Origin of the sequence: Pseudarthrobacter sp. SORGH_AS 212, from assembly GCF_030818145.1 — a bacterium.
Taxonomy (GTDB): Bacteria; Actinomycetota; Actinomycetes; order Actinomycetales; family Micrococcaceae; genus Arthrobacter.
Genome location: NZ_JAUTAA010000001.1, coordinates 4114459 through 4129223, shown reverse-complemented (window position 1 = coordinate 4129223; position 14765 = coordinate 4114459). Strand labels below are relative to the sequence as shown.

The following is a 14765-nucleotide window of genomic DNA, read 5'->3' as shown; positions in this document are numbered from 1 at the left end:
AAGCTTTTTTAGGGCCCGGACACTCTGGGCTTCTGCAGGGCGAAGGAAAGACTTATGCCGTCCGGGACCGTGGCCGCATTTTGGGCGGTGTCTTTCCTGTTCGTGCTCACACCGGGCGCGGACTGGGCCTACGCGATTTCGGCAGGGCTCCGCCACCGGACAGTGTTTCCGGCCGTGGCGGGCCTGCTGACCGGACACCTGCTGGCCACCGCGGTCGTCGCGGCGGGCGTGGGCGCCCTGGTGGCCAGTTCGCCCATGGTGCTGACCGTGCTGACAATCGTGGGGTGCGCGTACCTGGTATGGCTGGGGCTGGGAATGTTCAGGAACCCTTCGGTCCCGCAGGCCGGCGTGGTCCACATGGAGGGCGGCTGGGCCCGGCAGGCTCTGAAGGGCGCCGGGATCAGCGGCCTGAACCCCAAGGTCTTCCTGCTCTTCCTGGCGCTGCTGCCGCAATTCACCGACCCCAACGGTTCCTGGCCCGTCGCCGGGCAGATCGTGGCACTGGGGCTGGTCCACGTTGCCAGCTGCGCTGTCATCTACACCGGCGTGGGCTTCGGCGCCCGTGCCGTGTTGGGCACCCGGCCCGCGGCTGCCCGGACCGTGACCCGGTTTTCCGGTGCGGCCATGATTCTCATTGGCGTGTTCCTGCTGGTCGAGCGGCTGCTGCATTAGAGGACACACGTTCCACGCGCCGCTGCGGAACGACCGCAGCGGCAACCATCCCCCAACCCCTCGAGGAGAACAATTCCTGATGGAATCAGAACAGCTTCACCGGACCTATCTGGACCTCACCACCCCGCACGTCGCAGACGCGTGCATGCGCCTGGGCGTAGCCGTCCGCTGCGCGCCGGCGGGAACCGTGCCGCTGTGGAACGGCACGCACCTGGTCGGCCGTGCCCGCCCGGCCCGGCACTTTGGCAGCGTCGACGTCTTTCTCGAGGCCATCGACCGCGCCGAACCCGGAGAGGTCCTGGTCGTAGACAACGCCGGCCGTCAGGACGAAGCCTGCGTCGGCGATCTGGTCACCCTCGAAGCCAGCCGGGCCGGCCTGGCCGGCATCCTGATCTGGGGACTGCATCGTGACACCGCCGAGCTGCGGACCATTCGCCTGCCGATATTCAGCCTGGGCGCCCTGCCCGTGGGACCGCAGCGCCTCGACCCGCGGGACCCGGCGGCCCTCGAGTCTGCGATGTCCGGGCCCCACAGCGTCACCGCCGATGACTTTGTCCTGGGAGATGACGACGGAGTTCTGTTTGTTCCTGTCGACCGTGCCGCGGATGTAGCGCAGGTGGCGACGACCATCCGCGACACAGAACGCGCGCAGGCGGCACGTATGCAGCTCGGCAACACGCTCAGGAACCAGGCCGACGTGGCGGGGTACATCGCTGCCCGGGCAGCTAACCCGGAAACGACATTCCGGCAGCACCTCCGCTATAACGGCGGAGAAATCGAAGAATAGCGCTTACCGCGGGTCCAGCGCCGCGGCCTCGTGTGAGGCGAACACGGCCGCGGCGCTGGCCCAACCCAGAACCGCCTGCGGACGACTGTTCTATCCCATCGGCTGCGAACCGAACCTCCCCTTCTGCAAGGGCGCCCAGGTCGGCGCCCTTATGGAAGTACTGACGGAGCAAGCCATTGGCATTCTCGTTCGGTGCACGCTGCCACGGGCTGGCCGGGTCGCAGAAGTAGACAAGAGCTCCCGTCGCTGCCGTAACCTCGGCGTGCTTGGCCATCTCAGAGCCCCGGTCCCAGGCCAATGTCCTCCGCAGCGTAGCCGGCAGGACCTCGATGAGCTGGTCACGCGTGACTTCTGACCGGTTCCCCGCCGGAAGCGCGAAAGCGATGAGGAACCGTGAAGACCGCTCCACCAGGGTGACTATCGCGGTTTTGTTCGCCTTCCCCATGACGAGATCACCCTCCCAATGGCCTGCCTCCGCCCGGGTGGCGATATGGGCCGGCCGGTCGCCGATCTTGAGGGCGTCGGTGATGTACTGGCGCGGCTTCACCTTGGTCCGCGACCGCGGCCGCCTGCTGTATTCTCCGGAACGCAACAGCCGGGCAGAGCCCGACGGAACGGGACGAATACTCAGGCCGTAAAGCGCGCGGTAGATCGTTTCGTGCACCAAATGCCTGTGGAACTCACCGGGAAACCCATGTCACAACGAACTGCCGCAGTTCGTCGTCGCCGGCCAGCTTGGATAGTCGCGGTCTCAGGCGCCTTCTCTGTGCCAGTTTCTGGGCACGGAACTGATGATAGCGGCGGGAGTCAGGACGGTTACGCGCCAACTCCCGGCTGATAGTAGATGCGGAGCGTCCAAGATCCCGGCGGTGGACCGAAGGCTTGATCCTGCCAGCAAACGGTCTGCAATGAACACGCGCTCGTCTTCCGACAGGTAGCGGCTGGACCCGTCTACTGCAGGAACATCGATGCGGGGCCGCGGATCCAAACCCTGCTGGTGTAAGCCTTCCACGCCAGTGCGTCCATGCAACCACCGGTTGCCCGTGTTCCGGTGTACGCCGAGGACCCTGCATGCCTCGGAATTGGAATACCCCTGCTTCATCAGCTGAACATACAGGGGCAGCTTCTCAACCAACCCCGAGGTCCCATTTTCCGCAAACGGCGCGCCGAACGTCCCATAAATCAACACCACTTTCAGTCGGTGTTGCGACGTTGGTGAGAAACCGCCCAGAGTTCGACGGCGGCCGGCCGCCGTAACGCATGAAGGCCGCACCCCTCAGGGTGCGGCCTTCATGGCTGGTTCGTGGGTCAGGCCAGCAGCGACGGCTTCAGCTGCTGCAGGCGGCCCAGGAGCCCGTTGATGAACTGGGGCGACTCGTCCGTGGACAGGGTCTTGGCCAGGGTCACGGCCTCGCTGACGGCGACGCCATCGGGGACGTCGTCGTTGTAGAGGAGCTCCCAGGTGCCGATGCGCAGGATGATCCGGTCTACCGAAGGCATGCGCTCCAGGCTCCAGCCCTGCGAATAGGTCTCCAGGAACTCGTCAATGGCTGACTGGCGGGACACCACGCCCTCGACGATTTCCAAGGTGTAGGGGTTGACGATCTGGTCGGTCTTTTCGCGCCGTGCACGGAGGACGTCAAAGGCGGAAACGGAGCGCTGCTCGGCTTCAAAAAGAACGTCCAGTGCCCTGCTGCGGGCTTTACCGCGTGCGCTCACTACTCAGAGACCCGGCCGAGGTAGCTGCCGTCGCGGGTGTCCACCTTGACCTTGGTGTTGTTTTCGACGAACAGCGGAACCTGGATCTCGTAGCCGGTTTCCAGCGTGGCCGGCTTGGTGCCCGCGGAGGAGCGGTCGCCCTGCAGGCCGGGCTCGGTGTAGGTGATTTCAAGGACAACGCTCGGCGGCAGTTCGATGTACAGCGGGTTGCCCTCGTGGATGGCGATGTTGACCATCTGGTTCTCGAGCATGAAGTTGGTGGCGTCGCCCACGGTGGCGCCGGAGACGGTGATCTGGTCGTAATCCGAGGTGTCCATGAACACGAAGTCGGCGCCGTCCTGGTACAGGTACTGGTAGTCCCGGCGGTCAACCGTGGCGGTTTCGATCTTGAGGCCGGCGTTGAACGTCTTGTCCACAACCTTGCCGGACATCACGTTGCGCATTTTCGTTCGCACGAAAGCGCCACCCTTGCCGGGCTTGACGTGCTGGAATTCGATGATGTTCCAGAGCTGGCCCTCGAGCTTCAGGACCGTTCCGTTCTTAATGTCGTTCGTGGTTGCCACTGGGTTTCCTTAGGTTTCTCAGTCTGGCGCGTGGTCAGACGTTCTATGCCGGGCAGTCCGCCGCATGGCGTGCCTGCACGTTTTTGTCAAAGATCCGGGGAGCTGGGAAAAAATTCAAAAACCATTCTACCGGCAATTGGACGCGGACTTCCCCGGCGGCCCAAAGCGGGGTCTCAGCAGGCCAGGTCCAGTACGTCCCGCGCGCGCTGCAGGGCAACGGTCGACGAGTAGATCAGCGCCGCATCAGCGGACTGTGCCACGCGCAGGTCCAATGCCCGGGCGAAGGATTCCACGGCAGCGGAGGTCTGCCCGGCCGTGTACTGGGTCTTGCCGAGGAACTGCAGTGCCAGGGCTTCCTTGGGGGTGCCCTGGACCTCGTGCAGCAGCTGGCGGAAAAGCTCCACAGCCCGGTCCAACCGGTTCGAAACCCGCAGGACCTCTGCCTCGAAGGCACGCAGCCGGAAGGATTCAGGGTCCTTGAACCTGGCTTCGGCCAGCAGTTCGGCAGCTTCTGCCCCGTGGCCCTCGACCAGCAGTACAAAAACGTGGTCGGCAGGATCCGTGGAGGCCGCAAGCGCTTCCCGGCACGCATCATCGTTGACGATTTGCGGGAGCAGGGTTTCAGGGTTGATCCGGATTCCCGGGAAGCCTGCTTCGGGCCATTCGGCGGTGCCTTCCATGTCGCCCTGCATCAGGAAGCGACTTCCTGGTAGGCAGCGAACAGGAGGGACGTGTCGGGCACATCCAGGATGCCCGGCTTGGCCACACCATCCAGCACGACGAACCGCAGCAAGTCGCCGCGGGACTTCTTGTCCCGCCGCATACCGTCCAGCAAGCCCTGCCACCGGTCCCGCCGGTAGGTGACCGGAAGCCCAAGGCCTTCGAGGATGCTTCGGTGCCTGTCGGCGTCGGCATCGCCCAGGCGGCCCACGCTGCGGGCGAGTTCCGCGGCGAACATCATGCCGACGGAAACGGCGGCGCCGTGCCGCCACGAGTAGCGTTCCACCAGTTCGATGGCGTGGCCCAGGGTGTGGCCGTAGTTGAGGATTTCGCGGAGCCCGGATTCCTTGAGGTCTTCGGAGACCACCTTGGCTTTGACAGCGATGGCACGTTCAATGAGCTCGCGGAGCGTCTCGGACCGCGGATCGGTGACCGCGGCAAAGTCCTTCTCCACCAGTTCGAGGATGGCGGGGTCCGCGATGAAGCCGCACTTGACTACTTCGGCCATGCCGGAAATGAGTTCGTTTCTGGGCAGCGTGTCCAGGGTGTCCAGGTCGGCCAGGACAGCTGCGGGCGGGTGGAAGGCGCCCACCAGGTTCTTGCCTTCGGCAGTGTTGATGCCGGTCTTGCCGCCGACGGAGGCGTCCACCATCCCCAGCAGGCTGGTGGGCATGTGGATGACTTTGACGCCGCGTAGCCAGGTGGCTGCCACGAAGCCGGCCAGGTCGGTGACCGCTCCCCCGCCGACGGCGACGATGGCGTCTGACCTGGTGAAGTCGTTCTGGCCCAGGACCTGCCAGCAGAAGGCGGCAACCTGGATGTGCTTGCCCTCTTCGGCGTCAGGGATTTCCGCGGTCAGTGCGGTGAAGCCTGCGGATTCAAGGTCATCGCGGACGGTGTCGCCGGTGAGGCGCAGGGCCCGGGGGTGGATGACCAGCACGCGCCGCACCCGCTCCCCCAGGATTTCCGGAAGGGTTCCCAGCAGGCCCCGCCCCACCACAACGTCGTAGTTGTTGGCTGCGGATTCACCGGTGACCTTGATGACTGTTGATGAGGTGTTCACTTTTCAACTTCCTGTTTGGCAGCTGCGTAGTTGTGCAGCGCTGCTTCCAGCCGGTTGCCGAGCTCGGATACCGAGCCCTGGCGCACGTCCAGGGTGATGTCTGCAAGCCTCTCGTAGACCGGCTTGCGGGCGGCGAACATTTCTGTCCAGCGCCCCATGGCGTCCCCTGCCAGCAGGGGACGCCCGGAGTTGCGGGCAATGCGGGCAGCAACGGTATTCGCATCGCATTCGAGGTAGACCACTGTGCAGCGTCCAATCAGCTGCTGCGTTCCCGAGTCCAAAACAGCGCCCCCGCCGAGTGAGATCACCGTGGCAGTGCCTTCGGCCGCTTCAACGGTGGAGGCAACAGCACGGGCCTCGATCTCGCGGAAGGCGCGTTCGCCCCGGCCGGTGAAGATGTCGGCGATGGAGCCGTGGCCCGCCACGATCACGGCATCCGTGTCTACGAACGGTGCACCGAGTTGTTGGGCCAGTTGCTGTCCGATGGCGGATTTGCCCACGGCCATAGGGCCGATCAGGACGATCGGCCGGTTACCGACGGGCCCGGCACTGCTCTGGGCGGGCACTACTGGCCGATCGAGTCCAGGGACGCCGGAATGTTGTCCAGGTAACCCTTGATGTTGCGGGCGGTCTCTGCCACGGAGTCCCCGCCGAATTTCTCGGTCACGGCTTCGGCCAGGACCAGGGCCACCATGGCCTCGGCAACCACGCCTGCGGCCGGAACGGCACAGACGTCAGAGCGCTGGTGATGGGCCTTGGCCGGTTCGCCGGTGCTGACGTCGATCGTTTTCAGGGCACGGGGCACCGTGGCAATCGGCTTCATCGCTGCGCGGACACGCAGGACGTCCCCGATGCTCATGCCGCCTTCAATGCCGCCTGCCCTGTTGCTGGTACGCACGATCCGGCCGTCTTCATCCCGCACGATTTCGTCGTGGGCCGCAGAGCCGCGGCGGGCAGCAGTCCGGAATCCGTCGCCCACTTCCACGCCCTTGATGGCCTGGATGCCCATGAGGGCAGCAGCCAGGCGGGAATCCAGCCGGCGGTCCCAGTGGACGTAGCTGCCCAGTCCGGGCGGCAGGCCGTACGCCAGGACCTCCACCACGCCACCCAAGGTTTCGCCTTCCTTGTGGGCGGCGTCCACCTCGGCAACCATGGCGTCGGAGGTTTCCCGGTCGAAGCAGCGCAGTGGATCGGCGTCCAGGGCGATGACATCTGCCGGCTCCGGGAGCGGCCGGCCGTCGGGAACGGATACGCTGGCGATGGACACGGTGTGGCTGACGAGCTCGATGCCGAGGTGCTTGAGGAACCGGGCGGCGACGGTACCCATGGCCACCCGGGTGGCGGTCTCGCGGGCGCTGGCACGTTCCAGTACGGGACGGGCTTCATCGAAGCCGTATTTCTGCATGCCGGTGAAGTCCGCGTGGCCGGGACGCGGGCGGGTCAGGGGCGCATTTCGCGCCTGGTCTGCAAGCAGTTCCGGATCCACCGGATCCGGCGCCATGATCTGCTCCCACTTGGGCCATTCGGTGTTTCCCACCTGGACAGCCACGGGACCGCCCTGGGTCACACCGTGCCTGACGCCGCCCAGGATGGTGACGACGTCCTGCTCGAACTTCATCCGGGCACCGCGGCCGTATCCGAGGCGGCGGCGGGCCAGGGAGTCAGCGATGTGCCCGCTGGTGATTTCAACACCGGCGGGGACGCCTTCAATAATTCCCATCAGAGCCGGACCATGGGATTCACCGGCAGTCAACCAACGCAACATATCTTCCATCCTGCCACGTAGGGCGGTTACAAAGCCCGTCGGGGAAGGCCGACTGAGGCGCACATCACATCTATGACAGCTGCGTTAACGTCATCCCCGCGTCCTGTGAAAAGGCGCACCTGTTCCACTGCCTGGTACAGCAGCATCTCCAGTCCGGGGACCACCGCACCGCCGCCCGCCTGCCATACGGAGGCGATCAGGCTGGGCCAGGGGTCGTAGGCAACATCCAGCAGGACGCCCGGGGTTGCCGTTTTCAGGGCGGCTATCTCGGCGGCAAGGCCGTCCGCCGCCCGGGGCGGCAACGTGGAAATGACGACGTCGGCAGCAGCCGTGCGCAGCACGGATTCGGCCAGCGTCAGCACCTCAAGGTTGACGCCGGCGTTTGCGGCCGCTGTACGGACGTCTGCAGTGCGGGCAGGGTCCCGTACGAAGATCTGCACACGGCTGGTTCCGAGCTCCCGCAGTGCGGCGACCGCGGACGCCGCGGTGCCTCCGCCGCCGAGGATGACTGCGGAGGGTGCGGTAGTCGCTCCCGCCTGCCGGAGGGCATTGACTATTCCAGCCACGTCCGTGTTGGAGCCGATGGCCCGCGGCCCCTGTCCGTTGTCCTCAAAGGAAACGGTATTGACCACGCCGAGGGTCCGGGCGATGCCGCGGACCTCGTCCACATGGTCCAGCATGGCGGTCTTCAACGGCATGGTGACCGAAAGTCCGCACCATCCCCGTTGGTGGCGGACCTGCCCCATCAGGCCCGGAAGGAGCTGCTCGGTGACGTCGATTGCCGTGTAGCTGATGTCTGCATCCAACTGCCGGTAGGCAGCAAGATGCAGGGCCGGGGACTTTGAATGGCTGATCGGGTGCCCCAGCACTGCGGCCCGCAAGGTCATGTGCAGCGGCCCGCGTTCGCCCGGCACCAGGAGTTGTACTGCTCCACGTAGACATTGTGTTCGGCCAGGGTTTTGGCGAACTTGGTCTCCTTGGTGTCCAGGTTGACCGTCACCCAGAAGAGGTAGTCGTTGGTCTTGGGCCTGGCGGCGGCGTCGATGGCAGTCTTGCCCGGCGAGCCGATGGGTCCCGGAGGCAGCCCGGGGTTCGCATACGTGTTGTACGGGTTGGACTTGTCCTGGCGCTGCTCGTCCGTGAAGTTGTAGCTCTTCGTCCCAAGCCCGTACGTGACGGCCGAGTCGACCTGCAGGAAGCCGCCGGTCTGGTCGTTGGGCTTGAGCCGGTTGTAGATGGCTCCGGCGACGTCACCGTATTCGGCCTGGCCGCCTTCGGCCTGGACAATGCTGGCCACGATCACGGACTGGTACTGCTTGGCAGGATCGGTGATGCCCTGTGACACCAGCTCGTCCACGGTCACCTTGACCAGGGCCTGCAGGATGTCCTTGGCGGACGTGCCCAGCGGGAAGCGGTGCTCGCCCGGCGCAAGGTAGCCCTCCAGGTTCTTGGCGTTTGCCGGCAAGCCGAACTGCGCCGGCTCGTTGCTGATCGCCTGGAGTTGCTGGATCGATATGCCGGAACCTTCGGAGATGGCCTGGAGGGACTCATTGACCCGCAGGCCCGCACTGAGGGCGAAGTAGATCACCTTGCCCTTGTCCTGGCCAAGGAGGACGTCGACTGCGTCCTTGTTCTTCATTTCAGACTTGAAGGTGTAGTCACCCGGCGCCAGCGTGCCGCCCGAAGCGCTGAACGCCTGAAGGAACGTGTCAGCGTTGGCCACGACGCCTTTGTTTTCGAGGTCCATGGCCACGGACCGGGTGCCTTCCCCGTTGTCCACGGTTACCTGGACCTGGCCCGAGCCTGGGCCCGGGAAATCGCTGGCTTTGGTGCTGCCGAGGAGGGGTTTGAGGAATTGCGCACCAACGGCCACGGCGGTAACGAAAACGGCGAGGGTGAGGAAAAGCGCCAGCAGCCGGCGGCGGCGGCGGACCTTCTTGGAGGGCCTGCCCACTACCTGGGTTGCCGGTGAACCGGCGATGAGGCTGTGCGCTGCGGTATCGGCATGGTGCACGTCCTCCGGGTGGCCGGTGTGGTGGCCGGCCTCTTCGGCGTGGAGGCCGTGGTGGTAGTCGGCGTCGCCGTGGGCCGGACCGTAATGGGCGTTGTCGTGGTACTCGTGACCGTCCGGGTACTGGGCCGGGTCAGCGTAGTGCGGGTCTCCCGCGTACTCATGAACGTCAGTCGCCGGGTGTTCCCCGGCCGCATGCAGGTCCTGGTGGTCGTCGGCAGCGAACACTTCGCCGTGCCGCGACCCGGGTTCGTGGGGGTCACTCACGTTGTCCGCGACGGGTTCAGGCTGCTCAGGCGCACCGTGTGCGGCGGGGTCCTGCTGTGCGGCACCATGGTGACCTCCGTCGTCGGGCGTTCCGTTGCCAGGTATCCCGTGGTCAGGCGTCCTGTTGTCCGGGGCTGTTTCCTGGATGGAAGGGGGCACGGCCGGTGCGGCCGGCAACGGCGCTGCGGCAGTGGGGCCGGTGGCCGGCTGCGCGGGGACGGCGGGAGGATCTGCGGGCTGCGGGGGCACGTCGGCACCAGTCTCGTAGGCCTGCTCAGGGACAGCGCCCTGGCCGCCGGTGTCGAGGCTCTTTTCCCGTGCCCGGATCTCCTTGCGCGTCAGCGGCCTCCCTCCCCCGGAGTCCAGGGGCCCTGAGGCGTCGTCAATGTTGGCAGGGCTCACTGTTGCCTTCCATTATCTGAAAATCGGGCCGTATCCGGGGTGGCGCGGACGGACTCATCCGCCCCGCTGTCCCCCAGGTCCACGGACGGGAATGGCGCTGCCACGCGTGAGCCGACATCCGCTCCCCGGGCTTTCTGCATGTCGATGGCGTGCTGCAGGATGCCTGCCGCCGCGACCTGATCAACTACTTTACGGTGGTTCCTGCTGCTCATGCCAGCTTCGTGCAGGTTGCGGTGCGCCGTGACGCTACTGAGCCGCTCGTCAACCATGTTGACCGGAACGTCCAGGCGGCGGGCGGCGAGCTCGGCCGCCAGCAGCCGGGCATAGTCGGACGCCATCCTGGCCGAGGCGTGTTCCTCGCCCTTCATGGTGCGGGGCATGCCCACGATGACCTGCACAGCTCCCAGCTCCTCCGCCAGCTCCGCGATCAGGCGAACGTCGGAGTTCTTCTTGGTGTTCCGGTCCAGGGTCTTGTACGGCGTGGCCAGGATGGAGTCACGGTCACAGATGGCCACCCCCACCCGGACCGTGCCAACGTCTACCCCCAGTTTGACGCCCTGGGGGTAGCCGCCGGCGGTTGCGGGATCGGTCATGTCAGGACTGGCGCCGCTCGACTGCGTCCAGGATTGCCGCCAGCGCGGCGCCCACCTTGCCTGCATCGGTGCCGCCGCCCTGCGCGACATCGTCCTTGCCGCCGCCGCCGCCGCCGAGGACTCCGGCAGCCAGGCGGACCAGGGCCCCTGCCTTGACTCCGGCGTTCCGGGCGGCTTCGTTGGTGGCTACCAGGACGAGCGGACGGTCGTTGGCCACGCCCGCAACAGCCACTGCAGCCGGTGATGAGCCCAGGCGGTTGCGGAGGTCCAGCGCCAGGCCGCGGATGTCGTCGGCGCCGCTGACGGAACCGGCGTCATGGGCGATGACGCTGACGCCTGCTGCGTCCCTGGCGCTGTTGACCAGCTGGGCCGCTGCGGCTGCCAGCTGTTCCTTGCGGAGCCGGTCCAGTTCCTTTTCCGTGGCTTTGAGCTTGGCAAGCGTTGCGGAGATCCGGTCAGCCAGCTGCCCGGACGGCACCTTCAGGAGGTCGGTGAGCTCGGTGACGAGTGCCCGTTCGGCCGCGAGGTGCCGGAAGGCCTCCATGCCCACGAAGGCTTCCACGCGGCGGTTTCCGGAGCCTACAGACTGTTCGCCCAGCAGGGAAAGGCTGCCGATCAGCGAGGTGTTGGCTACGTGCGTTCCGCCGCACAGCTCACGGGACCAGGCGCCGTCGATCTCGACGACGCGGACTTCGCTGCCGTAGTTCTCGCCGAACAAAGCCATCGCGCCCAGGGCCTTGGCCTCCGCGAGGCCCATGACCTTTGTTTGCACCGCGTAGTTGTTGCGGATGGCCAGGTTGGAAACCTCTTCGATTTCTGACCGGGTTGCGGTGCTCAGGCCCTCGCCCCAGGCGAAGTCGAACCGCAGGTAGCCGGCTTTGTTGAAGGATCCGCGCTGGGTGGCTTCCGGGCCGAGGATCTGGTGCAGGGCGGCGTGCACGATGTGCGTGCCCGTGTGCGCCTGCTCGGCGGCGTGGCGCCGTTCGCGGTCGACGGCGGCGCGCACCAGCGAGTCGGCGCCGATTTCACCTTCGCGGACAATCGCCTTGTGCACGCTCAGGCCCTTGATGGGGCGCTGGACGTCCAGGACCTCGACCACGAAGCCGTCGCCGGTGATGAGGCCGGTATCGGCGGCCTGGCCGCCGGCCTCGGCGTAGAACGGTGTTTCCGACAGGACGAGTTCGATCTCGTCGCCGGTGGCTGCCTGCTGGACCGGACGGCCGCCGGTGAGCAGCCCGCGGACGCGGGATTCGCCGTCGAGCTCGGTGTACCCGGTGAAGACCGTCTCGCCCTGGGCCAGGATCTCCTGGAACGCGCTGAGATCGGCATGGCCGCCCTTCTTGCCCTTGGCGTCGGCCTGGGCACGCTGGCGCTGTTCCTGCATCAGGCTGCGGAAGGCGGCCTCGTCAACCTTCAGCCCGGCTTCCTCGGCCATTTCCAGGGTGAGGTCAATGGGGAAGCCGTAGGTGTCGTGGAGGGCGAAGGCATCCTCGCCGGAAAGCTGCTTGTTGGCTGCTTTGGACTCCTTGACTGCGTCCTCGAGCCTCGCCGTGCCGGACGCAATGGTCCGCAGGAAGGCCTTTTCTTCGGCGTAGGCAATCCGGCTGATCCTCGCGAAGTCCGTGTCGACGACGGGGTAGACGCCCTTCATGGCGTCACGCGAGGCCGGCAACAGGTCCGGGAGGCACGCCTGCTCGACGCCGAGGAGGCGCATGGACCGCACGGCACGGCGGATCAGGCGGCGCAGGACGTAGCCACGCCCCTCGTTCGAAGGGGTTACGCCGTCGGAAATCAGCATCAGGGCGGACCGGATGTGGTCACCCACAACCCGCATCCGGACATCGTCCGTGTGGTGGGGGTCATCCGGGGTTTCGGCGGAGGTGTATTCCTTGCCGGAGAGTTCGGCGGCCTTGTCAATGACGGGACGGACCTGGTCCGTCTCGTACATGTTCTCGACACCCTGGAGGATCATGGCCAGGCGCTCCATGCCCAGGCCGGTGTCGATGTTCTTCTTGGGCAGCTCACCCACGATGTCGAAGTCGTCCTTGGAACGGACGTTGTCGATCTGGTACTGCATGAACACAAGGTTCCAGATTTCGATGTACCGCGTCTCGTCAGCGAGCGGGCCGCCTTCGATGCCGTAGGCGGGCCCACGGTCGTAGTAGATCTCTGAGCAGGGGCCGGCCGGGCCGGGCTGGCCGGTGTTCCAGTAGTTGTCGGCTTTGCCCATCTTCTGGATGCGCTCCGCGGGAACGCCGGTGTTCTTCAGCCACAGTTCTTTGGCTTCATCGTCTTCCTCATAGACCGTCACCCACAGGAGCTCGGGCGGCAGGCCGTACCCGCCGTCGTCAACGCTGGTGGTGAGCAGCTCCCAGGCGAACTTGATGGCGTCTTCCTTGAAGTAGTCGCCAAAGGAGAAGTTGCCGCACATCTGGAAGAAGGTGCCGTGCCGGGCGGTCTTGCCCACTTCCTCGATATCGCCGGTGCGGATGCACTTCTGGACGCTCGTGGCCCGGGTGTAGGGCGCCTCTTCGCGGGCTGTGAGGTAGGGGATGAAAGGCACCATGCCGGCCACAGTGAACAGCAGCGACGGGTCGCTGGACACCAGCGATGCGGAGGGAACCGCCGTGTGGCCCTTGCTGACAAAAAAGTCCACCCAGCGCTTGGTGATCTCCTGCGATTTCATGAGCTGTTTCATACCCTTCTTGGTCCGCGGTTGACCACGCGGAAAGTTCGTTCAGGCGGCAGGGCCTGGTCGGGTTCCCTGCCGGGTTGTTGCGGGCTGATGGCCCGGGGCGTCAGCTGCGGACCAGGTCCGCGGTTTCGACGCCGAGCGCACTCCGCAGGTCGGTTTCGCGTTCCTGCATTCCGGCGCGGACGGCATCGGCGAAGTCATAGACGCCGTCAGCCAGCCTGCCTACAGCCCTGTTGAGGCCTTCCGGGCCCAAAGCGGACTGGGCCTCAGTGACCTTGCGGAAGGCGATAACGCCGATGGCCACGCCGATTCCCATCCAGACAAGTCGTTTCATGGTGTACTTTCGGGGCTTAGCGGCTGCGGCGGCCGGTGGAGGGCTTCTTGCGGTTGGAGAGCGCACTGCGGACGCCGTAGCTGAACGCGGCCACCTTGATCAGCGGCGAACCTACGGTGGCAGCCACCAGCGACGACAACGCTGAAAGGTTGGCGGAAGCATCAGAGACATTGGACGAAATGCCGTCCACCTTCTTCAGCTGCTGGTTGGTGGTGGTCACAGTGGCCGTGACCTCATCCATCAGGGGCGTCGCGCCGTCGCTCAGTGACCGGATGGACGTCCGCACCTCGTCTAACACCTTGCCCAGCTTGAGGATGGGCACAGCGAGCAGCAGCACCAGGAGTGCAAACACTCCGGCAGCGACCAGGCCGGCGATATCGCCACCAGTCATAGACGTTCATCTCCTTGAAATTCTGTGGACCGGAACCATCCTGTGCACCCCGCGAACCGCGCCGGGCAGATGTCCCCCAAGTACCTTACATACAAAGAAGCCCGTGGCGCTTGCCACGGGCTTCTTTGGATACGCTGCTGGTATTTAGCGTGCGTAGAATTCGACGACGAGCTGCTCTTCGCAGGTCACCGGGATTTCAGAGCGCTTGGGGCGGCGGACCAGGCGGGCCTGCAGTGCCTCAAGCTTGACGTCCAGGTAGGCCGGGACGGCAGGCAGGACATCGCGGTGTGCGCCGGCTGCTGCAACCTGGAGCGGAACCATGGTCTCGCTGCGGCTGTGGACGTGGACCAGCTGGCCCTCGCCGACGCGGAACGACGGACGGTCAACGCGGATGCCGTCAACCAGGATGTGGCGGTGCACAACCAGCTGGCGGGCCTGGGCGATGGTGCGGGCGAAACCGGCACGCAGGACCAGGGCGTCAAGGCGCATTTCGAGCAGTTCGATGAGGTTTTCACCGGTCAGGCCCTTGGTGCGGCGGGCTTCCTCGAAGGCACGGGTCATCTGTGCTTCGCGGATGCCGTACTGGGCGCGCAGGCGCTGCTTTTCGCGCAGACGTACGGCGTAGTCGGAGTCCTGCTTCTTGCGGGCACGGCCATGCTCACCGGGGCCGTACGGGCGGCGCTCCATGTACTTGGCGGCTTTGGGGGTCAGAGCAATGCCGAGGGACCGCGAGAGGCGGGCCTGACGGCGAGCACGAGTGTTGTTAGCCACTTGTGTCCTTCC

At 65.7% G+C, this 14765-nt stretch carries 15 protein-coding genes; 2 read left to right on the top strand and 13 right to left on the bottom strand.

What is annotated here, in order from left to right; all coding sequences use genetic code 11:
* The first annotated feature begins 54 nt into the window (after positions 1-54).
* Together QE394_RS18975 and QE394_RS18970 are read left to right on the top strand one after the other, a co-directional pair.
* Entirely contained in the window at positions 55-672 is a 618-nt protein-coding gene (locus tag QE394_RS18975; RefSeq protein WP_349035260.1) for a LysE family translocator, read from the top strand.
* 79 nt (positions 673-751) lie between these two features.
* The gene (locus QE394_RS18970) at positions 752-1459 is read left to right on the top strand and encodes an RraA family protein (protein ID WP_349035259.1); all 708 of its coding nucleotides are present in this window, start codon (positions 752-754) and stop codon (positions 1457-1459) included.
* 1308 nt (positions 1460-2767) lie between these two features.
* Here QE394_RS18970 and nusB read toward each other — a convergent pair.
* The 13 genes from nusB to rpsD all read right to left on the bottom strand — a co-directional run bounded on the left by nusB (position 2768) and on the right by rpsD (position 14753).
* The gene (nusB, locus tag QE394_RS18965) at positions 2768-3178 is read right to left on the bottom strand and encodes a transcription antitermination factor NusB (protein ID WP_056079416.1); all 411 of its coding nucleotides are present in this window, start codon (positions 3176-3178) and stop codon (positions 2768-2770) included.
* On the bottom strand, positions 3178-3741 hold the full coding sequence (gene efp / locus QE394_RS18960; protein ID WP_056079419.1) for an elongation factor P: 564 nt from the start codon (positions 3739-3741) through the stop codon (positions 3178-3180). Before efp ends, nusB begins: the two co-directional genes overlap by 1 nt.
* A 173-nt stretch (positions 3742-3914) precedes the next feature.
* Positions 3915-4433: a tetratricopeptide repeat protein gene (locus QE394_RS18955; RefSeq protein WP_056079424.1), complete on the bottom strand. Its 519-nt coding sequence runs from the start codon at positions 4431-4433 to the stop codon at positions 3915-3917.
* The gene (gene aroB, locus QE394_RS18950) at positions 4433-5524 is read right to left on the bottom strand and encodes a 3-dehydroquinate synthase (RefSeq protein WP_056079427.1); all 1092 of its coding nucleotides are present in this window, start codon (positions 5522-5524) and stop codon (positions 4433-4435) included. Before aroB ends, QE394_RS18955 begins: the two co-directional genes overlap by 1 nt.
* Entirely contained in the window at positions 5521-6090 is a 570-nt protein-coding gene (locus tag QE394_RS18945) for a shikimate kinase (protein ID WP_349035258.1), read from the bottom strand. The genes aroB and QE394_RS18945 overlap by 4 nt, the downstream gene beginning before the upstream one ends.
* Complete coding sequence (gene aroC / locus QE394_RS18940; protein WP_056079429.1) at positions 6090-7289, bottom strand: chorismate synthase; 1200 nt, start codon at positions 7287-7289, stop codon at positions 6090-6092. The genes QE394_RS18945 and aroC overlap by 1 nt, the downstream gene beginning before the upstream one ends.
* Positions 7290-7315: 26 nt before the next feature.
* Entirely contained in the window at positions 7316-8176 is an 861-nt protein-coding gene (locus tag QE394_RS18935) for a shikimate dehydrogenase (protein ID WP_349035257.1), read from the bottom strand.
* Positions 8173-9969 (bottom strand): endolytic transglycosylase MltG, encoded by a 1797-nt coding sequence (gene mltG, locus QE394_RS18930; protein ID WP_349035256.1) that lies wholly within the window; start codon positions 9967-9969, stop codon positions 8173-8175. Before mltG ends, QE394_RS18935 begins: the two co-directional genes overlap by 4 nt.
* Positions 9966-10562: a Holliday junction resolvase RuvX gene (ruvX, locus tag QE394_RS18925; protein WP_349035255.1), complete on the bottom strand. Its 597-nt coding sequence runs from the start codon at positions 10560-10562 to the stop codon at positions 9966-9968. Before ruvX ends, mltG begins: the two co-directional genes overlap by 4 nt.
* Position 10563: 1 nt before the next feature.
* Positions 10564-13248 carry an alanine--tRNA ligase gene (alaS, locus tag QE394_RS18920; RefSeq protein WP_056079943.1) on the bottom strand — a complete coding sequence of 895 codons (2685 nt, stop codon included), beginning with the start codon at positions 13246-13248 and terminating at the stop codon, positions 10564-10566.
* Positions 13249-13360: 112 nt separating this feature from the next.
* Positions 13361-13591, bottom strand: coding sequence for a DUF6167 family protein (locus tag QE394_RS18915; RefSeq protein WP_015937208.1), 231 nt, complete (start codon positions 13589-13591; stop codon positions 13361-13363).
* 16 nt (positions 13592-13607) lie between these two features.
* The gene (locus tag QE394_RS18910; protein ID WP_015937209.1) at positions 13608-13982 is read right to left on the bottom strand and encodes a DUF948 domain-containing protein; all 375 of its coding nucleotides are present in this window, start codon (positions 13980-13982) and stop codon (positions 13608-13610) included.
* A gap of 144 nt (positions 13983-14126) precedes the next feature.
* On the bottom strand, positions 14127-14753 hold the full coding sequence (gene rpsD / locus QE394_RS18905; RefSeq protein WP_015937210.1) for a 30S ribosomal protein S4: 627 nt from the start codon (positions 14751-14753) through the stop codon (positions 14127-14129).
* Between the last annotated feature and the right edge of the window lie 12 nt (positions 14754-14765).

Excerpts from the sequence above, each read along its gene's own strand:
- QE394_RS18975 (WP_349035260.1), top strand. The coding sequence starts at position 55 with ATGCCGTCCGGGACCGTGGCCGCATTTTGGGCGGTGTCTTTCCTGTTC.
- QE394_RS18970 (WP_349035259.1), top strand. The coding sequence starts at position 752 with ATGGAATCAGAACAGCTTCACCGGACCTATCTGGACCTCACCACCCCG.
- QE394_RS18955 (WP_056079424.1), bottom strand. The coding sequence starts at position 4,433 with ATGCAGGGCGACATGGAAGGCACCGCCGAATGGCCCGAAGCAGGCTTC.
- aroC (WP_056079429.1), bottom strand. The coding sequence starts at position 7,289 with ATGTTGCGTTGGTTGACTGCCGGTGAATCCCATGGTCCGGCTCTGATG.
- QE394_RS18935 (WP_349035257.1), bottom strand. The coding sequence starts at position 8,176 with ATGACCTTGCGGGCCGCAGTGCTGGGGCACCCGATCAGCCATTCAAAG.
- ruvX (WP_349035255.1), bottom strand. The coding sequence starts at position 10,562 with ATGACCGATCCCGCAACCGCCGGCGGCTACCCCCAGGGCGTCAAACTG.
- alaS (WP_056079943.1), bottom strand. The coding sequence starts at position 13,248 with ATGAAATCGCAGGAGATCACCAAGCGCTGGGTGGACTTTTTTGTCAGC.
- QE394_RS18915 (WP_015937208.1), bottom strand. The coding sequence starts at position 13,591 with ATGAAACGACTTGTCTGGATGGGAATCGGCGTGGCCATCGGCGTTATC.
- QE394_RS18910 (WP_015937209.1), bottom strand. The coding sequence starts at position 13,982 with ATGACTGGTGGCGATATCGCCGGCCTGGTCGCTGCCGGAGTGTTTGCA.